Here is a 25,347-nt window from a genome sequence, read left to right on the forward strand (position 1 = left end):
TGCTAACGTAACGGCATTAAGGGCACGATGTGCCCGCTGTGATGCGCTGGCGGGGGAGTATTCCCCGCCAGCCATACTGGAAAATCCCTCAGCGGCATTGGCCGCGCATAGAAATATCCCTGCAGAACATGCACGCCGTGAAGGCGTAAATATCGCGACTGCTCCTCCGTTTCGACACCTTCCGCCACAAGCTCAATGTTCAACCGCTGGCCCAGCGCAATGATGATGTCCGTCACCGTTGAGTTCACGGCGTCCGTACCGATAGCGGTGGTAAAGGACTGGTCGATTTTCAGCACGTCCGGGTGGAGTTTCTCAAGCCAGGAGAGCGAGCTGTTCCCGGTGCCAAAATCATCAATGGCAATCTTCACCCCTTTGTGATGAAGCTCGCGCACGATACGATAATCCACATCCAGCAATGCATCGCGTTCCGTCAGCTCAATAATCAGCTGCTGGACGGGACTGGCGCTGAACCAAAGGCGGTTAAGATCCTGTAAAAGCACCGCACGCCGGAAATGGCTGGCAGCGACGTTAATACCAATATGAAAATCAGAGTGGGAGGGGAAATAGCCAATCTGACGCACCGTTTCAGCGATGACATACCGGGTTAAAGAGACGATCAGGTTATGCTCCTCAGCCAGCGGGATAAAGACCTCTGGCGATATCCAGCCCTGACGCGGGTTATTCCAGCGGAGCAAAATCTCAACGCCGATACACTCCTGACTGCGCGCGTTCACCAGCGGCTGGCAGAAAAGCTCAAACTCCCGCGCCGCGATCCCCATATTGATTTCCCAGGTAAAGCTCATGCGCTTTGCCGTGGCAAGCCACGCAATGTAGCCCAGCAGCAGGCTGAGCATCAGGGCAAGCGGCATCTGGGCAGGCAGGCTTTTCAATGCCACTTCGCCCGGGCCCGGACCTCTCAGGGTGATGCTGAACGGGAAGCGCGTCGACGTCTGCACCAGTGAAACGTCATCGTCGTCAACGTTCAGGGTAGGAGTGACCTGCTGCCCGTAACGCAGAGAGTTGTCTCCTACGGTGAGGACGACGTCGGTGATCAGCGGGCGCTGCGGCTCAAGGATCATCCTGGTAATCAAATCGATATTGACGATTTCCATCACGCCATCCTCACCGGCTGGCGAGACGGGGTTCCACTGGATGAGGATTGGGCTACCTTTCAGGAGAGAGTGGTCGGTGGATAAGAGCAGTTTAGGTTCAGCGGCGGGTAAAAATGGCTGTAAATTATTGACCGGAACGTCGCGGCTGCCGAAGATGCTCGAACAGTAGAGAATACCGTCTTTGACCAGGGCAATGGAGCGGACGGTTTGCAGGATCGCCGCCTGTTTACGCAGCAGGAGATGGGCCTGTTGGCAGGGCTGACCAACAAGCGGCTGCAGAACGCCGCGGTGATTTTCCAGCGAGAGCAGAACCTTATCCAGCGATCGTACGGTGTGGTTAGCGAAGCCGAGGATGCTTTCCTGGTTCACATTTCTCTGGGAAATAAAGCGAATGCCCAACGTCAGGATGAGCGTAAGGAGCGCAACCGTTAAGCAGACGATAACGCGTTTTCGGCGATAGTCTTTAATGATCGTTTGTGCATTTTGCATGAACGCTTGCCCGATAAGCACCCGCGCCAAAAGCTGGACGCAACAGGAAAAGTGTAGTGGGGAATGCGTAATGAGACGAGACGTGAGGAGAAAATTCGCCCATCCGTTGCAGATGGGCGAAAGGAACTACTAGTCGCACTGCACCTTAATAGCCAGACCGCCGCGTGACGTTTCACGATATTTGGCGTTCATGTCTTTGCCGGTTTCGTACATGGTTTCAATAACCTTATCCAGAGAAACGCGCGGTTCGCTGGTGCGGCGCATTGCCATACGGGAGGCGTTGATCGCTTTCACGGAGGCGATGGCGTTACGCTCGATGCACGGCACCTGGACCTGGCCAGCAACGGGGTCACAGGTGAGGCCAAGGTTGTGTTCCATGCCGATTTCTGCAGCCACACACACCTGCTCAGGGCTTGCACCCAGCAGCTCTGCAAGACCCGCTGCCGCCATAGAGCAGGCCACGCCGACTTCACCCTGACAGCCGACTTCTGCGCCAGAGATTGACGCGTTCATCTTGTACAGCGCGCCAATCGCGCCCGCCGCCAGGAAGTAACGAATGTAGATGTCCGGGGTAACGGGTTCGATAAAGTGGTCGTAATAGGCCAGCACCGCCGGGACAATGCCGCAGGCACCGTTGGTCGGTGCAGTGACAACGCGGCCACCCGCGGCGTTTTCTTCGTTAACCGCCAGGGCGAACATGTTTACCCAGTCAACCACGTTCATCGGATCGTTAGAGAACTTGTCGGTCGTCACCAGCATACGGCGCAGCGCGGAGGCGCGGCGCGGCACGCGCAGCGGACCCGGCAATACGCCTTCGGTATTCATCCCACGATCGATACAGGCGCGCATGGTTTGCCACACGTTTGCAAAATAGTCTTCAATCTCTTTTTTGCTGTGCAGCGCCAGTTCGTTCTGCATCACCATGCCCGAAAGCGACAGGCCGGTCTCTTTGCAAAATGCCAGCATTTCGGCGGCAGACTTAAACGCGTAGGGTACGTTTACGTCATCTGCGCTGTCTTTGCCAAAATGCTCCTCATCAACGATAAAGCCACCGCCGATGGAGTAGTAGGTTTTGCTGTAAATCTCTTTTTCGCCGTTCCAGGCGTGAATGGTCATGCCATTTTCGTGCAGCGGCAGGTTGTCGCTGCGAAAACGCATGCCGTCATCCTGTGGGAAATCCACTTCGCGCTGGCCGTTAGCCAGCAGCAGGCGACCGCGTGTTTCTACGTCGCGGATGAATGCCGGAATGGCATCAATATCAACGGTGTCCGGCATGTTGCCCGCCAGACCCATAATAATGGCGATATCGGTGTGGTGGCCTTTACCCGTTAATGACAGCGAGCCGTAGACATCCACGGCAACGCGGGTAACGCTTTCCAGTAATCCTTTTTCGACCAGATCATCGACGAACTGTTTACCGGCCTTCATCGGCCCTACAGTGTGGGAAGAAGAAGGACCAATCCCCACTTTGAACATGTCGAATATACTAATCACTTTCACACTCCTGACAGGGTTACCGGGGTTCCAGTAACGATGTTATAACTGCGCATAGTGTAAGAGGGAACACCAACCTCGGCTTAACTATTCACATGAATTAAACTAATGGTTAACGATGGTTTTGCTAATAGCGCGACAGCGATCGCAAACCTGACAGAAGAGGGCGGAATGTAAAGTATAGTCAAGGCTTCAGGCCGATTTGCAGAGCCAGCTCACGAATGATGCCCGCCGTCATGCCCCAGACAAAATAATGCTGATACCAGGAAAGCCACACCCGATGATCGTGTCCGCGGCGATGAATATCAAGAGGGTGATAGCGGCTCAGTCGAAGCGCTTCTTCCAGCGGCATTTCAAATACCGCCGACACTTCATCGACGCTGGCGTGATAGTGAAGATTGGGCGGAATAATTCCGACGACGGGCGTAACCTGAAATCCGGTCACGCTGTCGACCGGCGGCAGCACGCCGACGATCTCGACGGATTCGGGTGGAATGGCCACTTCTTCCTGCGCTTCCCGCAGCGCGGCGGCAATCAGCGAGGCGTCGGTGCTGTCCACCGCGCCGCCCGGAAAGGCGACCTGGCCCGCGTGTTTGCGCATATGCGGCGATCGCTGCGTGAGCAGCAGGCCCGGCTGTTCGCGCCGCACCACGGGGATTAGCACCGCCGCCTGCCGCTGATTCAGGGCTTCACGGTTCACCTGGGGACGTAAAAGCTGGAAGCGCGACAGAAAATCATCCAGCGTCAGGTTCTCTTTTTCCACCCGTTAGTTCTCCAGCTGTTGAAGGATACGGTTAACTTTATCAAAGGTTTCCTGATATTCCGCCTCGACCTGGCTATCGGCCACGATGCCGCCGCCCGCTGAGCAGTATAGATTGCCGCCGCTGGCCGTCAGGGTGCGGATGGTGATACTGGTATCCATGGTGCCGCACAGGCTCACGTAGCCGATGCTGCCGCACCAGGCGTTGCGGCGGTGCGGCTCCAGCTCATCGATGATCGCCATCGCCCGCACTTTTGGCGCACCGGTGATAGAGCCGCCCGGGAACGCGGCGCGCAGCAGATCGCAGGCAGTGCGGGACGCAGGCAGACGGGCGGTAATGGTGCTCACCAGATGATGCACCGCCGGGAAGGGCTCCACAACGAACAGCTCGGGAACGCGCACGCTGCCCGGTTCAGCAACGCGTCCGATATCATTGCGCATCAGATCGACAATCATCAAATTCTCCGCGCGGTCTTTCGGTGAGGCCGCCAGCCTTTCTGCCTGCTGACGATCGGCTGCCGGGTCGGCAAGACGCGGCAGGGTGCCTTTGATAGGGCGCGTCTGAATGGTGCCGTCGGCCAGATGGATAAAACGCTCCGGTGACAGGCTCAGAATGGCGCCCTGTTCCAGACGTAAGAATGCGCTGAACGGTGCCTTATTGCTTGCGTTGAGGCGGGTAAACGCCTGCCACTCGTCTCCCCGATAGGCTGCCTGGAAACGCTGGGCAAGGTTCACCTGATAACAGTCGCCGCTTTGCAGGTACGCCTGAACGCGCGAGAATTTTTCTGCATACTCCTGCGCCGTCATGTTGGAGCGCCAGCCTGAGGTTAGCGTGAAGGTCTGTGTCGGCGCAGGCTGTTGCGCCTCAAGCCACGCCAGACGTGCCTGCACGTCATGATGGCTCAGCAGGGAAACCGTTTTTTTCTGATGATCGACAATTAGCGCCCAGTCATACAGCCCCACGGCCATGTCTGGCAGGGAAATATCAGCCTGCGCATGCTCCGGCAGCGTTTCGAAACGGCGACCCAGATCGTAACCAAACAGGCCCAGCGCGCCGCCCTGAAAGGGGAGATCCGGGTTAGGCGTGGCAGATAAGCCCAGCGCATTAATGGCTTGCTGAAGCTGCATCAGCGGATCGTCCGCTAACGACAGGTCATCGGTTGTAAGCGTCTTTAGCGGATCGGCGACCAGAATATCAAACCGGCTGTAGGGGTGATCCGCATGGCCGGAATGGAGCAGCATCGCGTAAGGAAGATGGCTCAGGCGAGCAAACCAGAACGTCGCGGCGTCAGCGCGCCAGGGCAAGGTAATAACAGTGGGGAAGCGTAGGTTCATGTGTGGCATACTACCGGGCAGCGTGAAATAATTAGCGCGAATAATTTAGCAGGAGTTGACGATGTTTGCAGGTTTACCTTCTCTCAGCCATGAACAGCAGCAGAAAGCCGTTGAACGTATCCAGGAGCTGATGTCCCAGGGGATGAGCAGCGGACAGGCGATTACGGTTGTCGCTCAGGAGATTCGCGCCAGTCATTCCGGCGAGCGGATCGTGGCGCGATTCGAAGATGAAGATGAAGATCCGGAAGAGTAATCGGGCTTATACCGCCGCGATAATCTTGATCTCAACCTTATACTCCGGCTTCATCAGCGTGGCCTGTACGGTGCAACGTACAGGCGCGTGACCCGCCACCACCCATGCATCCCAGGCTTTGTTCATCGCCGCAAAATCGTCTTTATTGGCCAGGAAAATCGTCGCATCCAGAATGCGGGATTTGTCGCTGCCCTGTTTTTCCAGCACCGCATCAATTTGCGCCAGGGTATTCGCCGTCTGTTCGAACGCATCCGCGTCCAGGTTTGACGGTACACCGGTGTAGTAAAGCGTCTGATTGTGGATCACAACATCAGACCAGCGGGCCTCGGCGTCAATGCGCACAATTGTCATAAAGGTTTCCTCGTTATTTTGCGTAATCAGGCGGCAAGACTGCCATATTGTTCTCCCGTCGTCACTATTTGGGCTGGCACAGGACGGGTTGGGCTGACATAATCCCTGTGCAAAAATACAGTGAGAGAGCACCGTGGCAGACGATTTTTCCCCTGAAGGTCAATTAGCGCAGGCGATCCCCGGCTTTAAGCCCCGCGAGCCCCAGCGGCAGATGGCGCACGCCGTCGCCGACGCCATCGAAAAGGCCCAGCCGCTGGTGGTCGAAGCCGGCACCGGCACGGGTAAAACGTACGCCTACCTTGCTCCGGCCCTGCGCGCGAAAAAGAAGGTCATCATTTCGACCGGGTCAAAAGCGCTGCAGGACCAGCTCTACAGCCGCGATTTGCCCACGGTGGCAAAGGCGCTGAAGTACAAGGGGCGTCTGGCATTGCTGAAAGGGCGCTCTAACTATCTCTGCCTGGAGCGCCTTGAGCAGCAGGCGCTGGCGGGGGGTGACCTGCCGGTACAAACCCTGAGCGACGTCATCGTCCTTCGGGCCTGGGCGAACCAGACCGAAGAGGGCGATATCAGCACCTGCGCGAGCGTGCCGGAAGACTCTCCCGCCTGGCCGCTGGTCACCAGCACCAACGACAACTGCCTCGGCAGCGACTGCCCGCTGTATAAAGACTGCTTTGTGGTGAAGGCGCGTAAAACCGCCATGGATGCTGACGTCGTGGTGGTTAACCATCACCTGTTCCTCGCTGACATGGTGGTCAAGGACAGCGGCTTCGGCGAGCTGATCCCCGAAGCGGAGGTGATGATCTTCGATGAAGCGCACCAGCTCCCGGATATCGCCAGCCAGTATTTCGGCCAGTCGCTCTCCAGCCGCCAGCTGCAGGACCTGGCGAAAGATTTCACCATTGCCTATCGCACCGAATTAAAAGACACCCAGCAGCTGCAGAAGTGCGCCGACCGTCTGGCGCAAAGCGCGCAGGATTTCCGCCTGCAGCTCGGCGAGCCGGGCTATCGCGGCAACCTGCGCGAGCTGCTGGCAGATAAAAATATCCAGCGCGCGCTGCTGCTGCTGGATGATGCGCTTGAGCTTTGCTACGACGTGGCAAAGCTGTCACTCGGACGCTCCGCGCTGCTGGATGCGGCTTTCGAGCGCGCCACGCTCTACCGCGGGCGGCTCAAGCGGCTGAAAGAAATTAACCAGCCGGGCTTCAGCTACTGGTATGAATGTACCTCCCGCCACTTTACGCTGGCGCTGACGCCGCTCACCGTAGCGGATAAGTTCAAAGAGGTGATGGCGCAAAAGCCCGGCAGCTGGGTCTTTACCTCCGCCACGCTGTCGGTGAATGACGATCTGCACCATTTTACCGAACGTCTGGGCATTGAGCAGGCCGAGTCGCTGCTGCTGCCAAGCCCGTTCGATTATGAAAAACAGGCGCTGCTCTGCGTGCCGCGCAATCTGCCGCTGCCGAACCAGCCGGGCGCGGCGCGTCATCTCGCCGCGATGCTGAAACCGATGATTGAGGCCAACAACGGCCGCTGCTTCATGCTCTGCACCTCCCACGCCATGATGCGCGATCTGGCCGAGCAGTTCCGCGCCACCATGACCCTGCCGGTACTGCTGCAGGGGGAAACCAGCAAAGGCCAGCTGTTACAGCAGTTTGTCTCCGCCGGTAACGCTCTGCTGGTGGCGACCAGCAGCTTCTGGGAAGGCGTAGACGTGCGCGGTGATGCGCTCTCACTGGTCATTATCGACAAACTGCCCTTTACCTCTCCGGACGATCCGCTCCTGAAAGCGCGAATGGAAGATTGCCGCCTGCGCGGGGGCGATCCTTTCGATGAGGTCCAGCTGCCGGATGCGGTGATTACGCTCAAGCAGGGCGTTGGGCGCCTGATCCGCGACGTTACCGATCGCGGCGTGCTGGTTATCTGCGACAACCGCCTGGTGATGCGCCCCTATGGCGCTACGTTCCTGGCAAGCCTGCCGCCGGCCCCCCGCACGCGGGACATTAAACGCGCGGTTCGTTTCCTGGCAAACCCAACGGCGGAGTAATTTGCACCGGAGTGTGCTAAGATGCGCGCCATTTTGTGACTGACCATTGCGAGAGCGCGACAACTGATGCGAATTCTGGCTATTGATACCGCAACAGAGGCCTGTTCCGTTGCCCTGTTGAACGACGGTGCTATCTCTGCTCATTTCGAAGAGTGCCCACGGGAACACACCCAGCGCATTCTGCCGCTGGTGAAAGACATTTTAACCCGCGGCAACGCCTCCTTAACCGATCTCGACGCGCTGGCCTATGGCCGCGGCCCGGGCAGCTTCACGGGCGTCCGCATCGGCATTGGCATTGCGCAGGGGCTGGCGCTGGGCGCTGAGTTGCCGATGATCGGCGTCTCCACCCTGGCGACCATGGCGCAGGGGGCGTGGCGTATGACCGGCGCCACCCGCGTGCTGGCCGCCATTGACGCCCGCATGGGCGAAGTGTACTGGGCCGAATATACCCGTGACGAGCAGGGCGTCTGGCACGGTGAGGAGACCGAAGCGGTGCTCAAACCTGAAGCCGTTACCGAGCGTCTGAAAGCGCTGACTGGCGAATGGGCGACGGTAGGCACGGGCTGGCCTGCCTGGCCGGAGATGGGGAACGACACCGGGCTAACGCTGGTGGGCGGCAACATGCTTCTGCCCGCTGCGGAAGATATGCTCCCGATCGCCTGTCAGCTGCTTGCGGCAGGAAAAACCGTTGCAGTTGAACAGGCTGAGCCAGTTTATTTGCGAAACACGGTCGCCTGGAAGAAACTTCCGGGCCGCGAGTGAATCTCAGTAACAGGAACTGAGAAAAAGGAGTCGCATCATGGCGGTTCAGACTAAAGTTGTACGCCTTTTCATGGCAGGCGTTGTTGCCATAGCGTTGAGCGGGTGCGTCACCGTTCCTGATGCGATAAAGGGCAGTAGCCCTGCGCCACAGCAGGATCTGGTGCGCGTAATGAATGCGCCTGAGCTGTACGTCGGCCAGGAGGCGCGCTTCGGCGGCAAGGTGATCGAGGTGCAAAACCTGCAGGGGAAAACCCGTCTGGAGATTGCAACCGTACCGCTGGACAGCGGCGCGCGGCCTGCTTTGGGTGAAGCCTCCCGCGGACGCATTTATGCGGACGTCAGCGGTTTCCTCGATCCGGTCGATTTTCGCGGACAGCTGGTCACCGTCGTTGGCCCCATTACCGGTTCGGTACAGGGTAAAATCGGCAGTACCCCATACAAATTCATGACCATGCAGGTTAACGGCTACAAGCGCTGGCGTATTGCGCAGCAGATTGTGATGCCGCCGCAGCCGATCGATCCGTGGATGTGGGGCCCACACCCCTACCGCTATGGTTATCCGGGCTGGGGCTGGTATAACCCGGGTCCGGCACAGGTTCAAACGATCGTAACTGAGTAACTTACTGTTATTATTAAGAAAGAGACAGCGGCTCAGCCGCTGTCTCTGTTTTTTTACGGATAAAATGAAAAAAAAGAGTGACGCGCTTCGCAACCTGCAATCTGAACAATTAATAAACTGGTACGCTGAGTTAATATAATGTTAACAAACTGTTTATTAACGGGGCTGTGATGACGACGAACACTCATTTCAGAGGTGATGCATTGAAAAAGGTTTGGCTTAACCGTTATCCCGCAGATGTACCTGCGGAGATCAATCCTGACCGTTATCAATCCCTGGTTGAATTATTTGAACACTCGGTTCGGCGCTATGCTGACCAGCCCGCCTTCGTGAATATGGGCGAGGTGATGACCTTCCGCAAGCTGGAAGAGCGTAGCCGGGCGTTTGCTGCGTATTTACAGGAAGGGCTGGGGCTGCAGAAAGGGGACCGCGTCGCGCTGATGATGCCGAACCTGCTGCAATATCCGGTGGCGCTGTTCGGGATACTGCGCGCGGGCATGATCGTCGTTAACGTCAACCCGCTCTATACCCCGCGCGAGCTGGAGCACCAGCTGAATGATAGCGGCGCGGCGGCGATTGTCATCGTCTCTAACTTTGCCCACACGCTGGAAAAAGTGGTCGACAAAACCCAGGTGAAGCACGTCATCCTGACGCGCATGGGCGATCAGCTTTCCACGGCCAAGGGCACGCTGGTGAACTTCGTCGTCAAATACGTAAAGCGCCTGGTGCCAAAATATCACTTGCCGGATGCCATCTCCTTCCGCCGCGCGCTGCATGCCGGCTACCGCATGCAGTATGTCAAACCGGAGGTGGTTTGTGAGGATCTGGCGTTCCTGCAGTACACCGGCGGAACGACGGGCGTCGCCAAAGGCGCGATGCTTACCCACCGCAACATGCTGGCAAACCTTGAGCAGGTGAACGCCACTTACGGGCCGCTGCTGCATCCGGGCAAAGAGGTGGTGATCACCGCGCTTCCGCTGTACCACATTTTCGCGCTGACCATGAACTGCCTGCTGTTTATTGAGCTGGGCGGTCAAAACGTGCTGATCACTAACCCGCGCGATATTCCGGGGCTGGTTAAAGAGCTGGCGAAATACCCGTTCACCGCGATGACGGGAGTCAATACCCTGTTCAACGCGTTGCTGAACAACAAAGAGTTCCAGCAGCTTGATTTCTCCACGCTGCACCTCTCCGCAGGGGGCGGGATGCCGGTTCAGCAGGCCGTTGCCGAACGCTGGGTCAAGCTCACGGGGCAGTACCTGCTGGAGGGCTATGGCCTGACCGAATGTGCGCCGCTGGTGAGCGTTAACCCGCACGACATCGACTACCACAGCGGCAGCATTGGCCTGCCGGTGCCGTCCACGGAAGCCAAATTGGTGGATGATGACGATAACGAGGTCGCACCGGGCGAGCCCGGCGAACTGTGCGTTAAAGGGCCGCAGGTGATGCTGGGCTACTGGCAGCGTCCTGACGCGACGGACGAGATCGTCAAAGACGGCTGGCTCCACACCGGCGATATCGCGGTGATGGATGAAGAAGGCTTCCTGCGCATCGTTGACCGCAAGAAAGACATGATCCTTGTCTCCGGCTTTAACGTCTATCCGAATGAGATCGAAGACGTGGTCATGCAGCACAGCGGCGTGCTTGAGGTCGCGGCAGTGGGCGTGCCTTCCGGAAGCAGCGGTGAGGCCGTGAAGATTTTTGTGGTCAAGAAAGATCCTTCACTCACCGAAGAAGAGCTGGTAACGTTTTGCCGACGCCAGCTGACGGGCTACAAGGTGCCAAAGCTGGTGGAATTCCGCGATGAGCTGCCGAAATCCAACGTCGGTAAGATATTACGACGAGAATTACGTGACGAAGCCCGTGGCAAAGTAGACAATAAGGCCTAAGTTGCACGTTAATCGCCCAGACGCCGGTTAAGCCGGCGTTTTTTATGGGCGCAAACAAAAGAGAAAACGATTTGAATTACCAGATGATCACGACCAACGACGAGCTGGCTTCGCTGTGCGAGGTGACGCGCGACTATCCTGCCATCGCCCTGGACACCGAGTTTGTCCGTACGAGAACGTATTACCCGCAGCTGGGCCTGATTCAGATGTTCGACGGTAAGCATGTCTCGCTGATCGACCCCCTCGGCATTACCGACTGGACGCCAATGCGTGAACTGCTGCTGGATACGAGCGTCACCAAATACCTGCACGCGGGCAGTGAAGATCTGGAAGTGTTTCTGAATACCTTTGGCATCATGCCGCAGCCGCTGATTGACACGCAGATCCTCGCCGCGTTTAGCGGACGCCCGCTCTCATGGGGCTTTGCCGCCATGGTGGAGGAGTATACCGGCCTGACGCTGGATAAAAGCGAATCCCGTACCGACTGGCTGGCGCGCCCGCTCACGGAGCGTCAGCTCGACTATGCGGCGGCCGACGTCTTCTACCTGTTGCCAATTGCCGGTCAGCTAATGAAAGAAGCGGAAGCGTCCGGCTGGCTGGCTGCCGCGCTGGACGAGTGCCGAATGACCCAGCAGCGCCGTCAGGAACTGGTCGATCCAAAAGACGCCTGGCGCGACATCACTAATGCCTGGCAGCTGCGCACGCGTCAGCTGGCCTGCCTGCAGCTGCTGGCCGACTGGCGGCTGCGTAAGGCCCGCGAGCGCGACCTGGCGGTGAACTTTGTGGTGCGTGAAGAGCACCTTTGGGCCGTTGCGCGCTACATGCCGGGCAGCATGGGTGAGCTGGACAGCATTGGCCTCTCCGGGAGCGAAATCCGTTTCCACGGCAAAACGCTGCTCGCGCTGGTGGCGAAGGCGCAGCAAACCGCGGATGAAGACCTGCCGGAACCGCTGCTGAACCTGATGGATATGCCGGGCTATCGCAAGGCATTTAAAGATATTAAAGCGCTGGTGCAGGAAGTGGCTGCTGAAAGCAAGCTGAGCGCGGAGTTACTGGCCTCGCGTCGCCAGATTAACCAGCTGCTGAACTGGCACTGGAAGCTGAAGCCGCAGAATGGCTTGCCGGAGATGGTAGCAGGGTGGCGCGGTGAACTGATGACTGAACGTCTGAATAAATTACTCGAATCCTACCCGCGTTAAGAAACTGTAGCCCCGGTAAGCGCAGCGCCACCGGGGGATTGCCGGGCGGCGCGATGCTTGCCCGGCCTACAAAATCACAAACGATTAACGCGACTCTTCCGCCTCTGGCAGCGTAACGTTCAGCTCCAGAATCGAAATATCCCCGTCTTTTTGCTCCAGCTGCACGGTGACCATCTCCGGATCAATCTGCACGTACTTACAGATCACTTCCAGAATGTCCTTGCGCAGCTGCGGCAGGTAATGCGGCTCGGCGTCGCTGCGACGACGCTCCGCAACGATAATTTGCAGACGCTCTTTTGCGATGTTGGCGGTGCTTTTTTTCCGCGAGAGAAAAAAGTCCAGTAATGCCATAACTTATCCTCCGAACAGGCGTTTGAGGAAACCTTTCTTCTCTTCTTCAATGAAGCGGAAAGGACGTTCTTCTCCCAGCAGACGGTCAACGGTATCGGCGTAAGCTTTACCTGCATCTGCCATTGTATCCAGAATCACTGGCTCACCCTGGTTAGAGGCGCGCAACACGGACTGATCTTCCGGGATAACGCCAACCAGCTTGATGCGCAGGATTTCGAGCACGTCTTCCATGCTCAACATGTCACCTTTGTTCACGCGACCCGGGTTGTAGCGGGTCAGCAGCAGGTGCTCTTTAATCGGCTCCTGACCATTTTCCGCACGGCGGGATTTGGAGGCGAGGATACCGAGAATGCGGTCTGAGTCACGTACGGACGAGACTTCTGGGTTGGTAGTGATGATTGCTTCATCTGCGAAGTAGAGCGCCATTAGCGCACCGGTTTCGATACCGGCAGGGGAGTCACAAACGATGAAGTCGAATTCCATCTTCTTCAGCTCGTCGAGGACCTTTTCTACGCCTTCGCGGGTCAGGGCATCTTTATCACGCGTCTGAGAGGCCGGAAGAATGAAGAGGTTCTCGGTGCGTTTGTCTTTAATCAGCGCCTGATTAAGCGTAGCATCGCCCTGAATGACGTTAACGAAGTCATACACGACGCGACGTTCACAACCCATGATCAGGTCGAGGTTACGCAGGCCGATATCAAAATCGATAACGACGGTTTTCTTTCCCTTCTGGGCCAAACCAGTAGCGATGGCCGCGCTGGAGGTGGTCTTGCCAACGCCTCCTTTACCCGAAGTAACAACAATAATGCGTGCCATAGAAATTCCTTGTTAAAAAGGGATCAATTCAACGGTTGAACGGTCAACGCGTCATCTGCCAGCAGCAGACGAGCCGCCTTGCCATAAAATTCGGCTGGGATCTTGTCGCTCAGCCAATATTCACCTGCGATGGACACCAGTTCCGCCGTCAGATGAGTACAAAATATTTGTGCTTCCCGATCGCCACTTGCGCCTGCGAGCGCTCGCCCACGCATCATACCGTAAACGTGAATGTTGCCATCCGCAATCAGCTCAGCGCCTGCGCTGACGTGGCTTGTAACAATCAGATCACAGTTTGGCGCATAAATACGCTGACCGGAACGAACCGGCACATCAATCATTCGCGTTTTTGTGACCGACGTAACGTTCTGCACCGGAGGAGGGGGCGTTGGCACGGCTGCAGGCGCCGGACGCGGGGCTTTTTCTTTTCCCTCGGTCAGAAGCGGTAACCCTGCGCGGTCAATTTCTGCTTTCAGCTCAGCATCTTTGCAGCCGCTGATGCCCACAATGCGCAGCCCGGTTGATGACACCGCCTGCTGGAGACGCGTCCAGTTAACCGGAGCATCCAGACCGCTCACATTGACGACAACGGGGGCATGTTTCAGAAAGGCGGGAGCCTGGGCGATTTTGTCTTCTAACGCCTGACGAATAACCTCGGGTTTTGCATCATGCAAATGAACCACTGATAAGGTGAAGCTACTGCCTTTAAGCTCGATGGGCGTGTTTGACATCCTGGCCTTACTCAATTTGCTATTAACCGCAACAAGTCGATGCGATATTCCGAAGAGTATCAGGCATGTTATAGTCAGGAGTATATTGAGGCAAGCAACCACCCATTAATTCAGAGTAAAAACATGTTTTGTGTGATCTACAGAAGTACAAGCCGCGACCAGACCTACCTTTATGTCGAAAAGAAAGACGATTTTTCCCGCGTGCCTGAAGAATTAATGAAAAGTTTTGGCCGTCCTCAGCTGGCGATGCTGCTGCCGCTGGACGGACGTAAGAAACTGGTCAGTGCCGATCTGGATAAAGTGAAAGCCGCATTAACCGAACAGGGCTATTATTTACAGCTTCCGCCACCACCCGAGAATTTATTAAAACAGCATCTTGAGGTGAACGGGAAAAAATAGCTCCGGACACAACACATCAACCGTTTAGGGGTCGACCATGTATCAACATCATAACTGGCAGGGTGCATTACTGGATTATCCCGTGAGTAAAGTGGTTTGCGTCGGCAGCAACTACGCAAAACATATTCAGGAAATGGGCAGCGCGACGCCAGAAGAGCCGGTGCTGTTCATTAAGCCTGAAACCGCGCTGTGCGATATTCGACAGCCGCTGGCGCTGCCGCAAGGGCTGGGCTCCGTTCATCATGAGGTTGAGCTTGCGGTTCTGATTGGTGCGACGCTGCGTCAGGCCTCTGAAGAGCATGTGCAGAAAGCCATTGCCGGCTACGGCGTTGCGCTGGATCTCACGCTGCGCGACGTGCAGGCTAAGATGAAAAAAGCCGGACAGCCGTGGGAAAAAGCCAAGGGCTTCGATAACGCCTGTCCGATTTCTGGTTTTGTGCCGGTAGGCGAGTTTACCGCCGATCCACAGGACACGCCGCTTGCGCTCAAGGTGAACGGTGAGATCCGCCAGCAGGGGACGACTGCCGATATGATCCACAAGATCGTGCCGCTGATCGCCTACATGAGCCGCTTCTTTACCCTTAAGCCGGGTGATGTGATCCTCACCGGTACGCCCGAGGGCGTTGGCCCGCTCAGCGGCGGCGACGAGCTGGAGGTCAGTTTTAACGGCCTGTCGCTGAAAACCCGCGTGCTGTAAAAGCAACTTGCCGCCTGATATGGGCGGCAAAACTTGCATCAACGTGCCAGACTCGTTATAAGGTGCGCTTTCTTTTGACGTGTGGACATCCTGATGAACGACATTCCTTTCTGGCAAAGCAAAACTCTCGACGAAATGACCGACGCGGAGTGGGAATCGTTGTGCGACGGCTGCGGGCAGTGCTGCCTGCATAAGCTGATGGATGAAGATTCCGACGAGATCTATTTCACCAACGTCGCCTGCAAGCAGCTGAACATCAAAACCTGCCAGTGCCGCAACTATGAGCGTCGCTTTGAATATGAGCCGGACTGTATAAAGCTGACCCGCGAAAACCTGCCGACCTTTGAGTGGTTACCGCACACCTGCGCGTATCGCCTGCTGGCGGAAGGAAACGATCTGCCGACATGGCATCCGCTGCTGACGGGATCTAAAGCGGCGATGCACGGTGAGCGTATCTCCGTGCGCCACATCGCGGTGAAAGAGTCCGAGGTGCGGGACTGGGAAGACCACATCATGAATCACCCTAACCGCTGATAATAAAAAACCCGCCGAGGCGGGTTTTTTATTATGCGCTGTTGTGTCGGGTGGCGCTGCGCTTACCCGACCTACAAAACCGTAGGCCCGCGCAAGCGAAGCGCCGCCGGGCAACTTAGCGCCCAAAAAGATCGCGTTTCTTCGGCTTAAACGGCTGGGCAATCAGCACCAGCAGCGCCACGACGAAGTAGGCGACAAAAATGCCCACCAGCCACTGCGGCATCTCCAGCGTCAGGAATTCCCACTGGCGCACGGAGCAGTCGCCGGAGGCGACGAACACCTGCGGCAGCCATTTGTCCAGCGGCAGCCAGCTCGGGAAGCGGGCGGCAAAATCGCAGGTCATAAACGGTGACGGATGCAGCTGCATCATGGTGTGCTGCCAGGACAGCTCAATACCTTTCCAGGCGCTGTACAGCCAGATGGCAATACCGACATAGCGTAACGGTGATTTCGGGGCAATCGCGCCCACCAGACCCGCACCCATGATGCCGAACAGCGCACAGCGTTCGTAGATACACAGCACGCAGGGATTCAGCCCCATGACGTGCTGGAACCACAGTGCGACCATTTCCAGCGCAAAGGCGGTTAGCGCCATTAACAACCACGCTCCACGACCGCGGGAGCACTGGTTCAAAAATCTCAACATAATCATTTCCCTGGAACATGCTTGGAAAGCGCAGTGTAAACCAATTCTTTTTTCGCGCCAGCGCTACCTGACGAAATAAAACGTAATCGGATGTTTATCATGCGAAAAGGCAAACGGGCAGCGAACTGCCCAATTTACCGGGTTCAATGCGCCGCAAGTATACCCGCTTGCATTAACCAGTGCGTATAAGGAATGAGGGTAAATTTGACGCACAACAAGCCAACGATCGTCAGCACCAGCGTATAGGGCAGCGCCATCCACACCATTCTTCCATAAGAAAGCCGTATGAGCGGCGCAAGGGCGGAAGTGAGCAGGAACAGGAACGCGGCCTGGCCGTTTGGCGTCGCGACCGACGGCAGGTTGGTTCCGGTGTTGATCGCGACCGCTAGCAGCTCAAACTGTTGGATGCTGATTACGCCTTGCTCCATTGCCGCCTTCGCCTCGTTGATATACACCGTGCCCACGAAAACGTTATCCGAAATGGACGACAGCAAGCCGTTGAACAGATAAAACAGAGAGAGCTGTGCGTCGGGCGCGGCCTGCAGAACATAGGCAATAATCGGCGCAAACAGGTGCTGATCGATAATCACCGCGACCACGGCAAAAAACACCGCCAGCAGCGCGGTAAACGGCAGGGCTTCGGTAAACGCTTTGCCGATGGCGTGCTCGTCCGTCACGCCGCTAAAGGTGGTGGCGAGAATAATGACCGACAGGCCAATTAACCCCACCTCAGCAAGATGAAAAGCCAGGGCGGCGATAAGCCAGACGCCAATGATCCCCTGAGCAATCAGGCGCAGCGTATCCTGACGGGTGCGCTGACGGCGACTTTGCTCGTCGAATTTGTGCAGCTCTTGCCGCACCGTTTCGGGCAGCGTTGTTCCGTAGCCAAAGGCGCTAAATTTCTCCACCAGAATACAGGTAGTCAGGCCGCAGAGCAGCACAGGTAGGCTGACAGGCGCCATGCGGAGGAAAAACTCGCCGAAATTCCATTCCGCCGCTTTCGCAATGATCAGGTTCTGCGGTTCCCCGACCATCGTCATCACGCCGCCCAGCGCCGTGCCCACGCCCGCGTGCATCATCAGGCTCCGGAGGAAGGCGCGGAACTGCTCCAGCACGTCACGGTTATGTGCATCGACATGGCTGTCATCCTGCAAATCCTCACCGGGGCGAGAAGAGGCTACGCGATGATAAATCCCGTAAAAACCGACGGCGACGCTGATCACCACGGCCACCACCGTCAGGGCATCCAGGAAAGCCGAGAGAAATGCGGCCGCGAGGCAAAAGGCCAGCGACAGGATCGTTTTCGACGGGATGCTCAACAGCAGGCGGGTGAAGATAAACAGCAGCAGCTGCTTCATAAAGTAGATGCCGGCGACCATAAACATCAGCAGCAGGAGCACTTCGAGATTAGACGCCAGCTCGTGCTTAACATGCTCGGCGCTGGTCATACCTATTATCACGGCTTCAAAGGCCAGCAGGCCACCGGGGAGTAACGGGTAGCACTTCAGCGCCATCGCCAGAGTGAAGATAAACTCCGCCACCAGCAGCCATCCGGCAATAAACGGGTCCACGAAAAAAAGGATGGGGTTAACGACCAGGAATACCAGAAGTACCAGTTTGTACCAGTCAGGCGACTGGCCTAAAAAATTGCGCCATAGTGCGCGCCCAAATGAAATTTCCACGACAGACGTCCTTCCCCGTCAGGTGAGACAAAACATCAGTATACGCAAAATCTGGCGGGAGAGGGGCACAAAGCCCGTTTGTAAATTACGCAGAAATGAAACGGCGATCCCTCTTTTCTCTCTCTGCTGCGCTACCTGCGTCTGCACGCCTCTGGTATGATGAGTCCAATTTGCTAAAGCTGTGTAATGGAAATCTCACTATGGTCATTAAGGCGCAGAGCCCGGCGGGTTTCGCGGAAGAGTACATCATTGAAAGCATCTGGAATAATCGTTTCCCCGCGGGGTCTATTCTTCCGGCTGAACGCGAACTCTCTGAACTGATTGGCGTCACTCGCACCACGCTGCGAGAGGTTCTCCAGCGACTGGCGCGCGATGGCTGGTTGACGATTCAGCACGGCAAGCCAACGAAGGTGAACAACTTCTGGGAAACGTCCGGGCTGAATATTCTTGAAACGCTCGCCCGTCTCGACCACGAAAGCGTGCCGCAGCTGATTGATAATCTGCTCTCGGTGCGTACCAACATCGCGACTATCTTTATCCGTACCGCGTTCCGCCAGCATCCGGAAGATGCGCTTGCGGTGCTTGCCAGTGCGAACGAAGTGGAAGATCACGCCGATGCGTTCGCCACCCTCGACTACAACGTTTTTCGCGGTCTGGCGTTTGCCTCCGGCAACCCGATTTATGGCCTGATCCTGAACGGCATGAAAGGGCTGTATACCCGAATTGGTCGTCACTACTTTGCCAATCCGGAGGCCCGCAGCCTGGCGCTCGGTTTTTACCATAAGCTGAGCAAGCTCTGCACCGAGGGTTTACACGACCAGGTCTATGAAACGGTTCGTCGCTACGGCCACGATTCCGGTGAAATTTGGCATCGTATGCAGAAAACCCTGCCGGGCGATTTGGCGATTCAGAGCCGCTAAAGAAAAAACCTCTCATATGAGAGGTTTTTTTCGTCGGGTGGCGGCTACGCCTTACCCGACCTACGGGTCTTGTAGGCCCGGTAAGCGTAGCGCCACCGGGCAAAAAAACTGCACTACAGCGTATTCAACCGCGCCGGGCACCGCTCCAGCAGCTCGACGCTGCCGTCTTCGTTCTGCTGCTCCAGCAGCACGTCAAACCCCCACAGACGATGCACATGCTTCAGCACCTCTTTACGCCCCTTATCCAGCGGCGCGCGGTTGTGCGGAATATAGCGCAGCGTCAGGGAGCGGTCGCCGCGCAGGTCCACGTTCCACACCTGAATGTTCGGCTCAAGGTTGCTCAGGTTGTACTGGGAAGAGAGACGAGAGCGGATCTCGCGGTAGCCCTCTTCGTTGTGGATGGCTGAAATCTCAAGGAAGTTATTTCTGTCATCATCCAGCACGGTGAAGAAGCGGAAGTCACGCATGATTTTCGGCGACATAAACTGGCTGATAAAGCTTTCGTCCTTAAAGTCGCGCATGGCGAAATGCATCGTTTCCAGCCAGTCCGATCCGGCAATGTCCGGGAACCAGTATTTGTCCTCTTCCGTCGGCGACTGGCAGATGCGCTTGATGTCCTGGAACATGGCGAAGCCAAGGGCGTACGGGTTGATGCCGCTATACCACGGGCTGTTATACGCCGGCTGGAACACCACGTTGGTATGGCTGTGCAGGAACTCCATCATGAACCGCTCGGAGACTTTTCCTTCGTCATACAGGTGGTTAAGAATGGTGTAGTGCCAGAAGGTCGCCCAGCCCTCGTTCATCACCTGGGTCTGTTTCTGCGGATAGAAATACTGGCTCACCTTGCGCACGATGCGCAGGATCTCGCGCTGCCACGGCTCAAGCAGCGGCGCGTTTTTCTCCATAAAGTAGAGCAGATTCTCCTGCGGCTCGGATGGATAGCGACGCGCTTCGGCGACCGTTTTCTCCTCCTCACGCTTCGGCAGGGTGCGCCACAGCATGTTCACCTGGCTTTGCAGATACTCCTCGCGGCTTTTCTGACGGGCTTTCTCCTCCTGCAGGGAGATCTTCTGCGGGCGCTTGTAGCGGTCTACGCCGTAGTTCATCAGCGCGTGGCAGGAGTCGAGCAGCTTCTCCACCTCATCAACGCCGTAACGCTCTTCGCAGTCGGTTATGTATTTCCGGGCGAAAATCAGGTAATCGACGATGGAGCTGGCATCCGTCCAGCTGCGGAACAGGTAGTTATTCTTGAAAAACGAGTTGTGTCCGTAGCAGGCGTGCGCCATCACCAGCGCCTGCATGGTAATGGTGTTCTCTTCCATCAGATAGGCGATGCACGGGTTGGAGTTTATGACGATCTCATACGCCAGCCCCTGCTGCCCGTGCTTGTACAAGCGCTCGGTTTCAATGAACTTTTTGCCGAACGACCAGTGGGGATAGTTAATCGGCATCCCCACGCTGGAGTAGGCATCCATCATCTGTTCGGAAGTAATAACTTCGATCTGGTGAGGATAGGTATCCAGACGGTACAGCTTCGCGACACGGTCGATCTCGGCAAGGTAGACATCCAGCAGCTCGAAGGTCCAGTCGGGTCCATCGCTCAGACGTGTGCTGTCCCTGGACATGGAATCAATAGTAGCCATTAGCGCGCCCTCATTGTGGGTGCTCTCTCTGTCTGGAGAGCCTCCTTTCAAGCATAGATCAACGTGTTAAAAAGCGTGCTGTAGCAGAAATTTTTTCTTCGCGATTTTTCATTTTTGATTCGACAAAAAATGCCGCTGGCGCAGGATTTTATGCTGGTTAAAAATGACGCGCAGCACGAGATCGCAAATAAGCACTTTCCCCGTATACAGGGGAAGATGTGAGGTAAGTCACCATAAAAAAGTCGTATGTTGAATAATATTTTCAACTAGGTTATCAATCTGTAATCAGTTGATTGTTCTTTTGCACATTATGGAGTGGCTATGCGTGTTGTCATACTGGGAAGTGGCGTCGTTGGCGTGACCAGCGCCTGGTATTTAAGTCAGGCGGGGCATGAGGTGACGGTTATCGACAGGGAAGCCGGCCCGGCACTGGAAACCAGCGCGGCGAATGCGGGGCAAATCTCACCGGGCTATGCGGCCCCGTGGGCAGCGCCCGGCGTGCCGCTGAAGGCCATCAAGTGGATGTTCCAGCGCCATGCGCCGCTGGCCATCAGCCTGGACGGCACGCAGTTCCAGCTCAGGTGGATGTGGCAGATGCTGCGCAACTGCGACACCCGCCACTATATGGAAAACAAAGGCCGCATGGTGCGCCTGGCGGAATACAGCCGCGACTGCCTGAAGGCCTTACGCACCTCGACCGGCATCGAGTATGAAGGACGCCAGGGAGGCACCCTGCAGCTTTTCCGCACCGAGCAGCAGTATGAAAACGCCACCCGCGATATCGCCGTGCTCGAAGATGCAGGCGTACCTTATCAGCTGCTGGAGGCCAGCCAGCTGGGGCAGGTGGAGCCCGCGCTGGCGGACGTGGCGCACAAGCTGACGGGCGGCCTGCGCCTGCCCAACGACGAAACCGGCGACTGCCAGCTTTTCACCCAGCGACTGGCGCAGATGTGCGAGCGGGCCGGGGTAAAATTCCGCTTCAACACCTCCGTCGACAAGCTCCTGTCGGAAGGCGAAAAAATTTACGGCGTGAAGTGTGGCGAAGAGGTGATCAAGGCCGATGCCTACGTGATGGCGTTCGGCTCTTACTCTACCGCCATGCTGAAGGGCATCCTTGATATTCCGGTCTATCCGCTAAAAGGCTACTCGCTGACCATTCCGGTGAAAGAGGAGAGCGGTGCGCCCGTGTCGACCATTCTTGATGAAACCTACAAAATCGCCATTACCCGCTTCGACAACCGCATCCGCGTGGGCGGGATGGCGGAAATCGTTGGCTTTAACACCGAGCTGCTGCAGCCGCGCCGTGAAACGCTGGAGATGGTGGTGGGCGATCTCTTTCCGCGCGGTGGGTTTGTGGAACAGGCTACGTTCTGGACCGGGCTGCGCCCGATGACGCCGGACGGCACGCCGATTGTCGGGCGCACGCCGTTTAAAAATCTGTGGACCAACACCGGACACGGCACGCTCGGCTGGACCATGGCCTGCGGCTCCGGCCAGCTGTTAAGCGATTTGATTTCGGGGCGCACGCCGGCAATTCCGTTTGACGATTTAAGCGCCGCACGCTATCAATCAGGGTTTACCCCATCGCGTCCACAGCACCTCCACGGCGCGCATAGTTAAGGAGTCGTCATGTCCCGTCCCATTCTGGCCCAGCTGGATCTGCAGGCTCTGAAGGATAACCTGCAGATTGTTCGCCGCGCTGCGCCAGGCTCACGCGTCTGGTCGGTGGTCAAAGCGAACGCCTACGGCCACGGTATCGATCGTATCTGGAGCGCGCTCAGCGCCACCGACGGCTTTGCGCTGCTGAATCTGGAAGAGGCCATACTGCTGCGCGAGCGCGGCTGGAAGGGGCCGATTCTGCTGCTTGAGGGCTTCTTCCACGCCGACGATTTGCCGTTGCTGGATAAGTATCGCCTGACGACCAGCATTCACAGCAACTGGCAGGTTAAAGCCCTGCAGGATGCGAAACTGCAGGCGCCGCTGGATATCTACCTTAAGGTGAACAGCGGCATGAATCGCCTGGGCTTCCAGCCCGAGCGCGTGCATACGGTCTGGCAGCAGCTGCGCGCCCTGAAAAACGTGGGTGAAATGACCCTGATGGCGCACTTTGCCGATGCCGAAAGGCCGGACGGCATTACCGGGGCGATGGTGCGCGTGGAACAGGCGGCGGAAGGGCTGAACTGCCCGCGCTCGCTCTCGAACTCGGCGGCCACGCTGTGGCATCCGGAAGCGCATTACGACTGGGTGCGTCCGGGAATCATTCTTTACGGCGCATCACCTTCCGGGCAGTGGCAGGACGTGGCCAACAGCGGCCTTAAGCCCGTGATGACGCTGCGCAGCGAGATTATCGGCGTGCAGACGCTCAGGGCGGGCGATACCGTAGGCTACGGCAGCCGCTACCGCGCGGCGGGCGAGCAGCGCATCGGCATCGTGGCGGGGGGCTATGCAGACGGTTATCCGCGTATCGCACCGACCGGGACCCCCGTATGGGTGGACGGCGTACGCACGGGCACCGTCGGGACAATCTCGATGGATATGATGGCGATCGATTTAACCCCGTGCCCGCAGGCGGGCATCGGCTCGCCGGTCGAGCTGTGGGGGAATGAGGTCAAAATCGACGAAGTGGCTTCCGCTGCGGGCACGGTTGGGTATGAACTGATGTGCGCCCTGGCACCGAGAGTGCCGGTTGTGACGGTGTAACGAATGGTTGTGTCGGGTGGCGCTAGCGCTTACCCGACCTACGTTCGAGGGTTTTGTAGGCCGGGTAAGGCGAAGCCGCCACCCGGCAAAAAAACTACTCGGTTTCCTCTTCCATCGGCCTGACGCCGACCTTGCGCACCGCGTTATCTTCTTTTTCAGCAACGGTCCAGATCATCCCGGCAAACTCAACCTGGTCGCCCACGACGGGCGCCGCGCCCAGCAGCTGCTGAATGATTTCCCCAAGCGTTTGCTGCCGATCGCGGTACTCCATTCCTTCATCCAGGCCGTAAATTAGCGCCACGTCGGCAAACTTCGCGTTGGCTTCCAGAATAAAATCGCCGAAGAAACGCTGGTCCAGCGCCACGGGTGGAGACTGGCTGAACAGCTTGCCGAGCGCGGGGAGATCGCGCTCGCGGCCAATCACGCACAGGATATCGCCTTCACGCAGGCGGGTGCTGCCGGTCGGATGCAGCAGAACGTTATCGCGGAACAGGGCCGCAATGCGCGTTTCTGCGGGCATATGCAGATCGCGCAGCGAGGCGCCCACGCACCATTTATCGGCGCTCAGCTGATACACAAACTGCTCCCACGGATTCTCCGGGTGAATATCCAGCCCCACGCGAGAAACCGGCCAGCCGACGGGCGGGACCACGACTTTGGCTTTTTTCGCCGCCCATCCCAGAGAGGTTCCCTGGAACAGCAGGGAAACCAGCACCACGAAGAACGCCACGTTGAAGAACAGTCGCGAATTATCCAGACCTGCCATCATCGGGAAAACGGCAAGGATGATCGGCACCGCGCCGCGCAAGCCTACCCAGCTGATAAAGACGCGCTCGCGCAGGTTAAAGCCGCGGAACGGCAGCAGGCCGGCAAATACCGACAGCGGACGCGCAAAGAAGATCATCCACGCCGACAGAATCAGCGCCGGAACGGCGATCGGCAACAGGTCGGATGGCGTCACCAGCAGGCCCAGCACGAGGAACATGCCGATCTGCGCCAGCCAGGCCAGGCCGTCGAAGTTCTGCAAAATAGCGTGGCGGTTGCGAATTGGACGGTTGCCCAGCAGGAAGCCGCACAGATAAACGGCAAGAATACCGCTGCCGTCCAGCGCCGTGGTTACGGCAAATATCAGAATACCGCCGCTCAGGGCCAGCAGGGGATAAAGCCCCGCCGGCAGCGAAATCCGGTTGATCATCTGCTGCAGCAGATAGCCGCCGGCCAGACCGATGATAATGCCCAGCCCGAACTGCTGGAGGATATGCCAGGCAAACATCCAGCTCAGCCCGGTTTCGTGCTGCTGGATCATTTCAATCAGCGTGATGGTGAGAAAGACCGCCATCGGGTCGTTACTACCGGACTCAATCTCAAGCGTAGAGCCCACGCGCTCGTTCAGCCCTTTGCCGCCAAGCAGCGAGAACACGGCTGCCGCATCGGTTGAACCGACAATCGCGCCAATCAGCAGCCCTTCCATCATATCCAGCTTAAACAGCCACGCCGCCATCATCCCCGTCAGCCCCGAGGTAATCAGTACGCCGACGGTTGCCAGCGACAGCGCAGGGCCCAGGGCAACGCGAAAGGAGCTCGCCTGGGTGCGCATCCCGCCGTCCAGCAGGATCACCGCCAGCGCGAGGTTACTCACCATGTAGGCGAAGGGGTAGTTATCGAATGGGATACCGCCAATGCCATCGATGCCGGCCAGCATGCCGATGGCAAGAAAAATAACGAGAATGGGTATGCCGAGACGCGATGAAAAGGAACTCAATAAAATACTAAAGGTTACAAGCACAGAACCCAAAATGAAAAGACTGATTATCGCTGCGGCATCCAATGTTTTCTTACTCCCACCTCAATGTTAACGCTGTTATTAAAACCCTAACATATTAACGACAGAAACAGCGTTTTATTAAGGCGTTTAACG

The 25,347-nt window shown here is 57.2% G+C and carries 24 protein-coding genes and 1 pseudogene; 13 read left to right on the forward strand and 12 right to left on the reverse strand.

The genetic code is table 11. The features are described from left to right. Positions 1-2: 2 nt before the first annotated feature. The 4 genes from E0L20_RS01225 to pabB form a co-directional block, all read right to left on the reverse strand. Entirely contained in the window at positions 3-1,601 is a 1,599-nt protein-coding gene (locus tag E0L20_RS01225; protein ID WP_131632304.1) for an EAL domain-containing protein, read from the reverse strand. A gap of 129 nt (positions 1,602-1,730) precedes the next feature. Further along, on the reverse strand, positions 1,731-3,095 hold the full coding sequence (gene sdaA, locus E0L20_RS01230) for an L-serine ammonia-lyase (protein WP_131632305.1): 1,365 nt from the start codon (positions 3,093-3,095) through the stop codon (positions 1,731-1,733). 184 nt (positions 3,096-3,279) lie between these two features. Next, positions 3,280-3,858 (reverse strand): CoA pyrophosphatase, encoded by a 579-nt coding sequence (locus E0L20_RS01235; protein WP_131632306.1) that lies wholly within the window; start codon positions 3,856-3,858, stop codon positions 3,280-3,282. A 3-nt stretch (positions 3,859-3,861) separates the two neighbouring features. Continuing rightward, entirely contained in the window at positions 3,862-5,190 is a 1,329-nt protein-coding gene (pabB, locus tag E0L20_RS01240; protein ID WP_131632307.1) for an aminodeoxychorismate synthase component 1, read from the reverse strand. 61 nt (positions 5,191-5,251) lie between these two features. Between pabB and E0L20_RS01245 the strand changes: the two genes are divergently transcribed. Further along, entirely contained in the window at positions 5,252-5,443 is a 192-nt protein-coding gene (locus tag E0L20_RS01245) for a YoaH family protein (RefSeq protein ID WP_023336068.1), read from the forward strand. A gap of 6 nt (positions 5,444-5,449) precedes the next feature. Here E0L20_RS01245 and E0L20_RS01250 read toward each other — a convergent pair whose 3' ends face one another. Continuing rightward, the gene (locus E0L20_RS01250) at positions 5,450-5,794 is read right to left on the reverse strand and encodes a RidA family protein (RefSeq protein WP_028013528.1); all 345 of its coding nucleotides are present in this window, start codon (positions 5,792-5,794) and stop codon (positions 5,450-5,452) included. A gap of 133 nt (positions 5,795-5,927) precedes the next feature. Here E0L20_RS01250 and yoaA point away from each other — a divergent pair, with 133 nt between their 5' ends. From yoaA to rnd, 5 genes are all read left to right on the forward strand, one after another. Continuing rightward, positions 5,928-7,838 carry a DNA repair helicase YoaA gene (gene yoaA, locus E0L20_RS01255; RefSeq protein WP_131632308.1) on the forward strand — a complete coding sequence of 637 codons (1,911 nt, stop codon included), beginning with the start codon at positions 5,928-5,930 and terminating at the stop codon, positions 7,836-7,838. Positions 7,839-7,904: 66 nt separating this feature from the next. Next, positions 7,905-8,600: a tRNA (adenosine(37)-N6)-threonylcarbamoyltransferase complex dimerization subunit type 1 TsaB gene (gene tsaB, locus E0L20_RS01260; RefSeq protein ID WP_131632309.1), complete on the forward strand. Its 696-nt coding sequence runs from the start codon at positions 7,905-7,907 to the stop codon at positions 8,598-8,600. Positions 8,601-8,637: 37 nt separating this feature from the next. Then, the gene (locus tag E0L20_RS01265) at positions 8,638-9,219 is read left to right on the forward strand and encodes a Slp family lipoprotein (protein ID WP_131632310.1); all 582 of its coding nucleotides are present in this window, start codon (positions 8,638-8,640) and stop codon (positions 9,217-9,219) included. Between the two features lie 203 nt (positions 9,220-9,422). Further along, positions 9,423-11,108, forward strand: a complete 1,686-nt coding sequence (gene fadD / locus E0L20_RS01270) for a long-chain-fatty-acid--CoA ligase FadD (protein WP_131632311.1) — start codon at positions 9,423-9,425, stop codon at positions 11,106-11,108. Between the two features lie 83 nt (positions 11,109-11,191). After that, on the forward strand, positions 11,192-12,307 hold the full coding sequence (gene rnd / locus E0L20_RS01275) for a ribonuclease D (protein ID WP_131632801.1): 1,116 nt from the start codon (positions 11,192-11,194) through the stop codon (positions 12,305-12,307). An 84-nt stretch (positions 12,308-12,391) separates the two neighbouring features. Here the strand turns inward: rnd and minE are convergent, their stop codons facing one another. From minE to minC, 3 genes are read right to left on the reverse strand one after another with little or no spacing between them, the layout of a single operon-like run. After that, positions 12,392-12,658: a cell division topological specificity factor MinE gene (minE, locus tag E0L20_RS01280; RefSeq protein ID WP_003859937.1), complete on the reverse strand. Its 267-nt coding sequence runs from the start codon at positions 12,656-12,658 to the stop codon at positions 12,392-12,394. 3 nt (positions 12,659-12,661) lie between these two features. After that, complete coding sequence (gene minD / locus E0L20_RS01285) at positions 12,662-13,474, reverse strand: septum site-determining protein MinD (RefSeq protein WP_131632312.1); 813 nt, start codon at positions 13,472-13,474, stop codon at positions 12,662-12,664. A gap of 23 nt (positions 13,475-13,497) precedes the next feature. Then, a complete protein-coding gene (gene minC, locus E0L20_RS01290; protein WP_131632313.1) occupies positions 13,498-14,205 on the reverse strand; it encodes a septum site-determining protein MinC in 708 nt (235 codons plus the stop codon). Between the two features lie 123 nt (positions 14,206-14,328). Here minC and E0L20_RS01295 point away from each other — a divergent pair, with 123 nt between their 5' ends. The 3 genes from E0L20_RS01295 to E0L20_RS01305 all read left to right on the forward strand — a co-directional run bounded on the left by E0L20_RS01295 (position 14,329) and on the right by E0L20_RS01305 (position 15,835). Further along, positions 14,329-14,604 (forward strand): YcgL domain-containing protein, encoded by a 276-nt coding sequence (locus tag E0L20_RS01295; protein WP_131632314.1) that lies wholly within the window; start codon positions 14,329-14,331, stop codon positions 14,602-14,604. Between the two features lie 37 nt (positions 14,605-14,641). Further along, complete coding sequence (locus tag E0L20_RS01300; RefSeq protein WP_131632315.1) at positions 14,642-15,301, forward strand: fumarylacetoacetate hydrolase family protein; 660 nt, start codon at positions 14,642-14,644, stop codon at positions 15,299-15,301. 93 nt (positions 15,302-15,394) lie between these two features. After that, a complete protein-coding gene (locus E0L20_RS01305; RefSeq protein WP_131632316.1) occupies positions 15,395-15,835 on the forward strand; it encodes a YcgN family cysteine cluster protein in 441 nt (146 codons plus the stop codon). Positions 15,836-15,950: 115 nt separating this feature from the next. Here the strand turns inward: E0L20_RS01305 and dsbB are convergent, their stop codons facing one another. Together dsbB and nhaB are read right to left on the reverse strand one after the other, a co-directional pair. Continuing rightward, positions 15,951-16,481 carry a disulfide bond formation protein DsbB gene (gene dsbB / locus E0L20_RS01310; RefSeq protein ID WP_131632317.1) on the reverse strand — a complete coding sequence of 177 codons (531 nt, stop codon included), beginning with the start codon at positions 16,479-16,481 and terminating at the stop codon, positions 15,951-15,953. Between the two features lie 143 nt (positions 16,482-16,624). Then, complete coding sequence (nhaB, locus tag E0L20_RS01315) at positions 16,625-18,163, reverse strand: Na(+)/H(+) antiporter NhaB (protein ID WP_131632318.1); 1,539 nt, start codon at positions 18,161-18,163, stop codon at positions 16,625-16,627. Positions 18,164-18,363: 200 nt separating this feature from the next. Here nhaB and fadR point away from each other — a divergent pair, with 200 nt between their 5' ends. Next, on the forward strand, positions 18,364-19,083 hold the full coding sequence (fadR, locus tag E0L20_RS01320) for a fatty acid metabolism transcriptional regulator FadR (RefSeq protein ID WP_014884259.1): 720 nt from the start codon (positions 18,364-18,366) through the stop codon (positions 19,081-19,083). Between the two features lie 113 nt (positions 19,084-19,196). Here fadR and E0L20_RS01330 read toward each other — a convergent pair whose 3' ends face one another. After that, entirely contained in the window at positions 19,197-20,729 is a 1,533-nt protein-coding gene (locus tag E0L20_RS01330; RefSeq protein WP_131632319.1) for a SpoVR family protein, read from the reverse strand. A gap of 321 nt (positions 20,730-21,050) precedes the next feature. On the opposite strand from E0L20_RS01330, the gene E0L20_RS01335 reads away from it, so the two are divergent. The 3 genes and pseudogenes from E0L20_RS01335 to E0L20_RS24245 form a co-directional block, all read left to right on the forward strand. Beyond that, entirely contained in the window at positions 21,051-22,349 is a 1,299-nt protein-coding gene (locus tag E0L20_RS01335; RefSeq protein WP_131632320.1) for a D-amino acid dehydrogenase, read from the forward strand. Between the two features lie 9 nt (positions 22,350-22,358). After that, a complete protein-coding gene (gene dadX / locus E0L20_RS01340; protein ID WP_131632321.1) occupies positions 22,359-23,429 on the forward strand; it encodes a catabolic alanine racemase DadX in 1,071 nt (356 codons plus the stop codon). Between the two features lie 16 nt (positions 23,430-23,445). Then, positions 23,446-23,586: pseudogene (locus E0L20_RS24245) on the forward strand (hypothetical protein); the annotation flags it as partial. On the opposite strand, the gene E0L20_RS01345 reads toward E0L20_RS24245, so the two are convergent. After that, the gene (locus E0L20_RS01345; protein ID WP_131632322.1) at positions 23,524-25,257 is read right to left on the reverse strand and encodes a potassium/proton antiporter; all 1,734 of its coding nucleotides are present in this window, start codon (positions 25,255-25,257) and stop codon (positions 23,524-23,526) included. The pseudogene E0L20_RS24245 and the gene E0L20_RS01345 sit on opposite strands and share 63 nt — an antisense overlap. Between the last annotated feature and the right edge of the window lie 90 nt (positions 25,258-25,347).

Origin of the sequence: Enterobacter wuhouensis (genome assembly GCF_004331265.1) — a bacterium.
Classification (GTDB): Bacteria; Pseudomonadota; Gammaproteobacteria; order Enterobacterales; family Enterobacteriaceae; genus Enterobacter; species Enterobacter wuhouensis.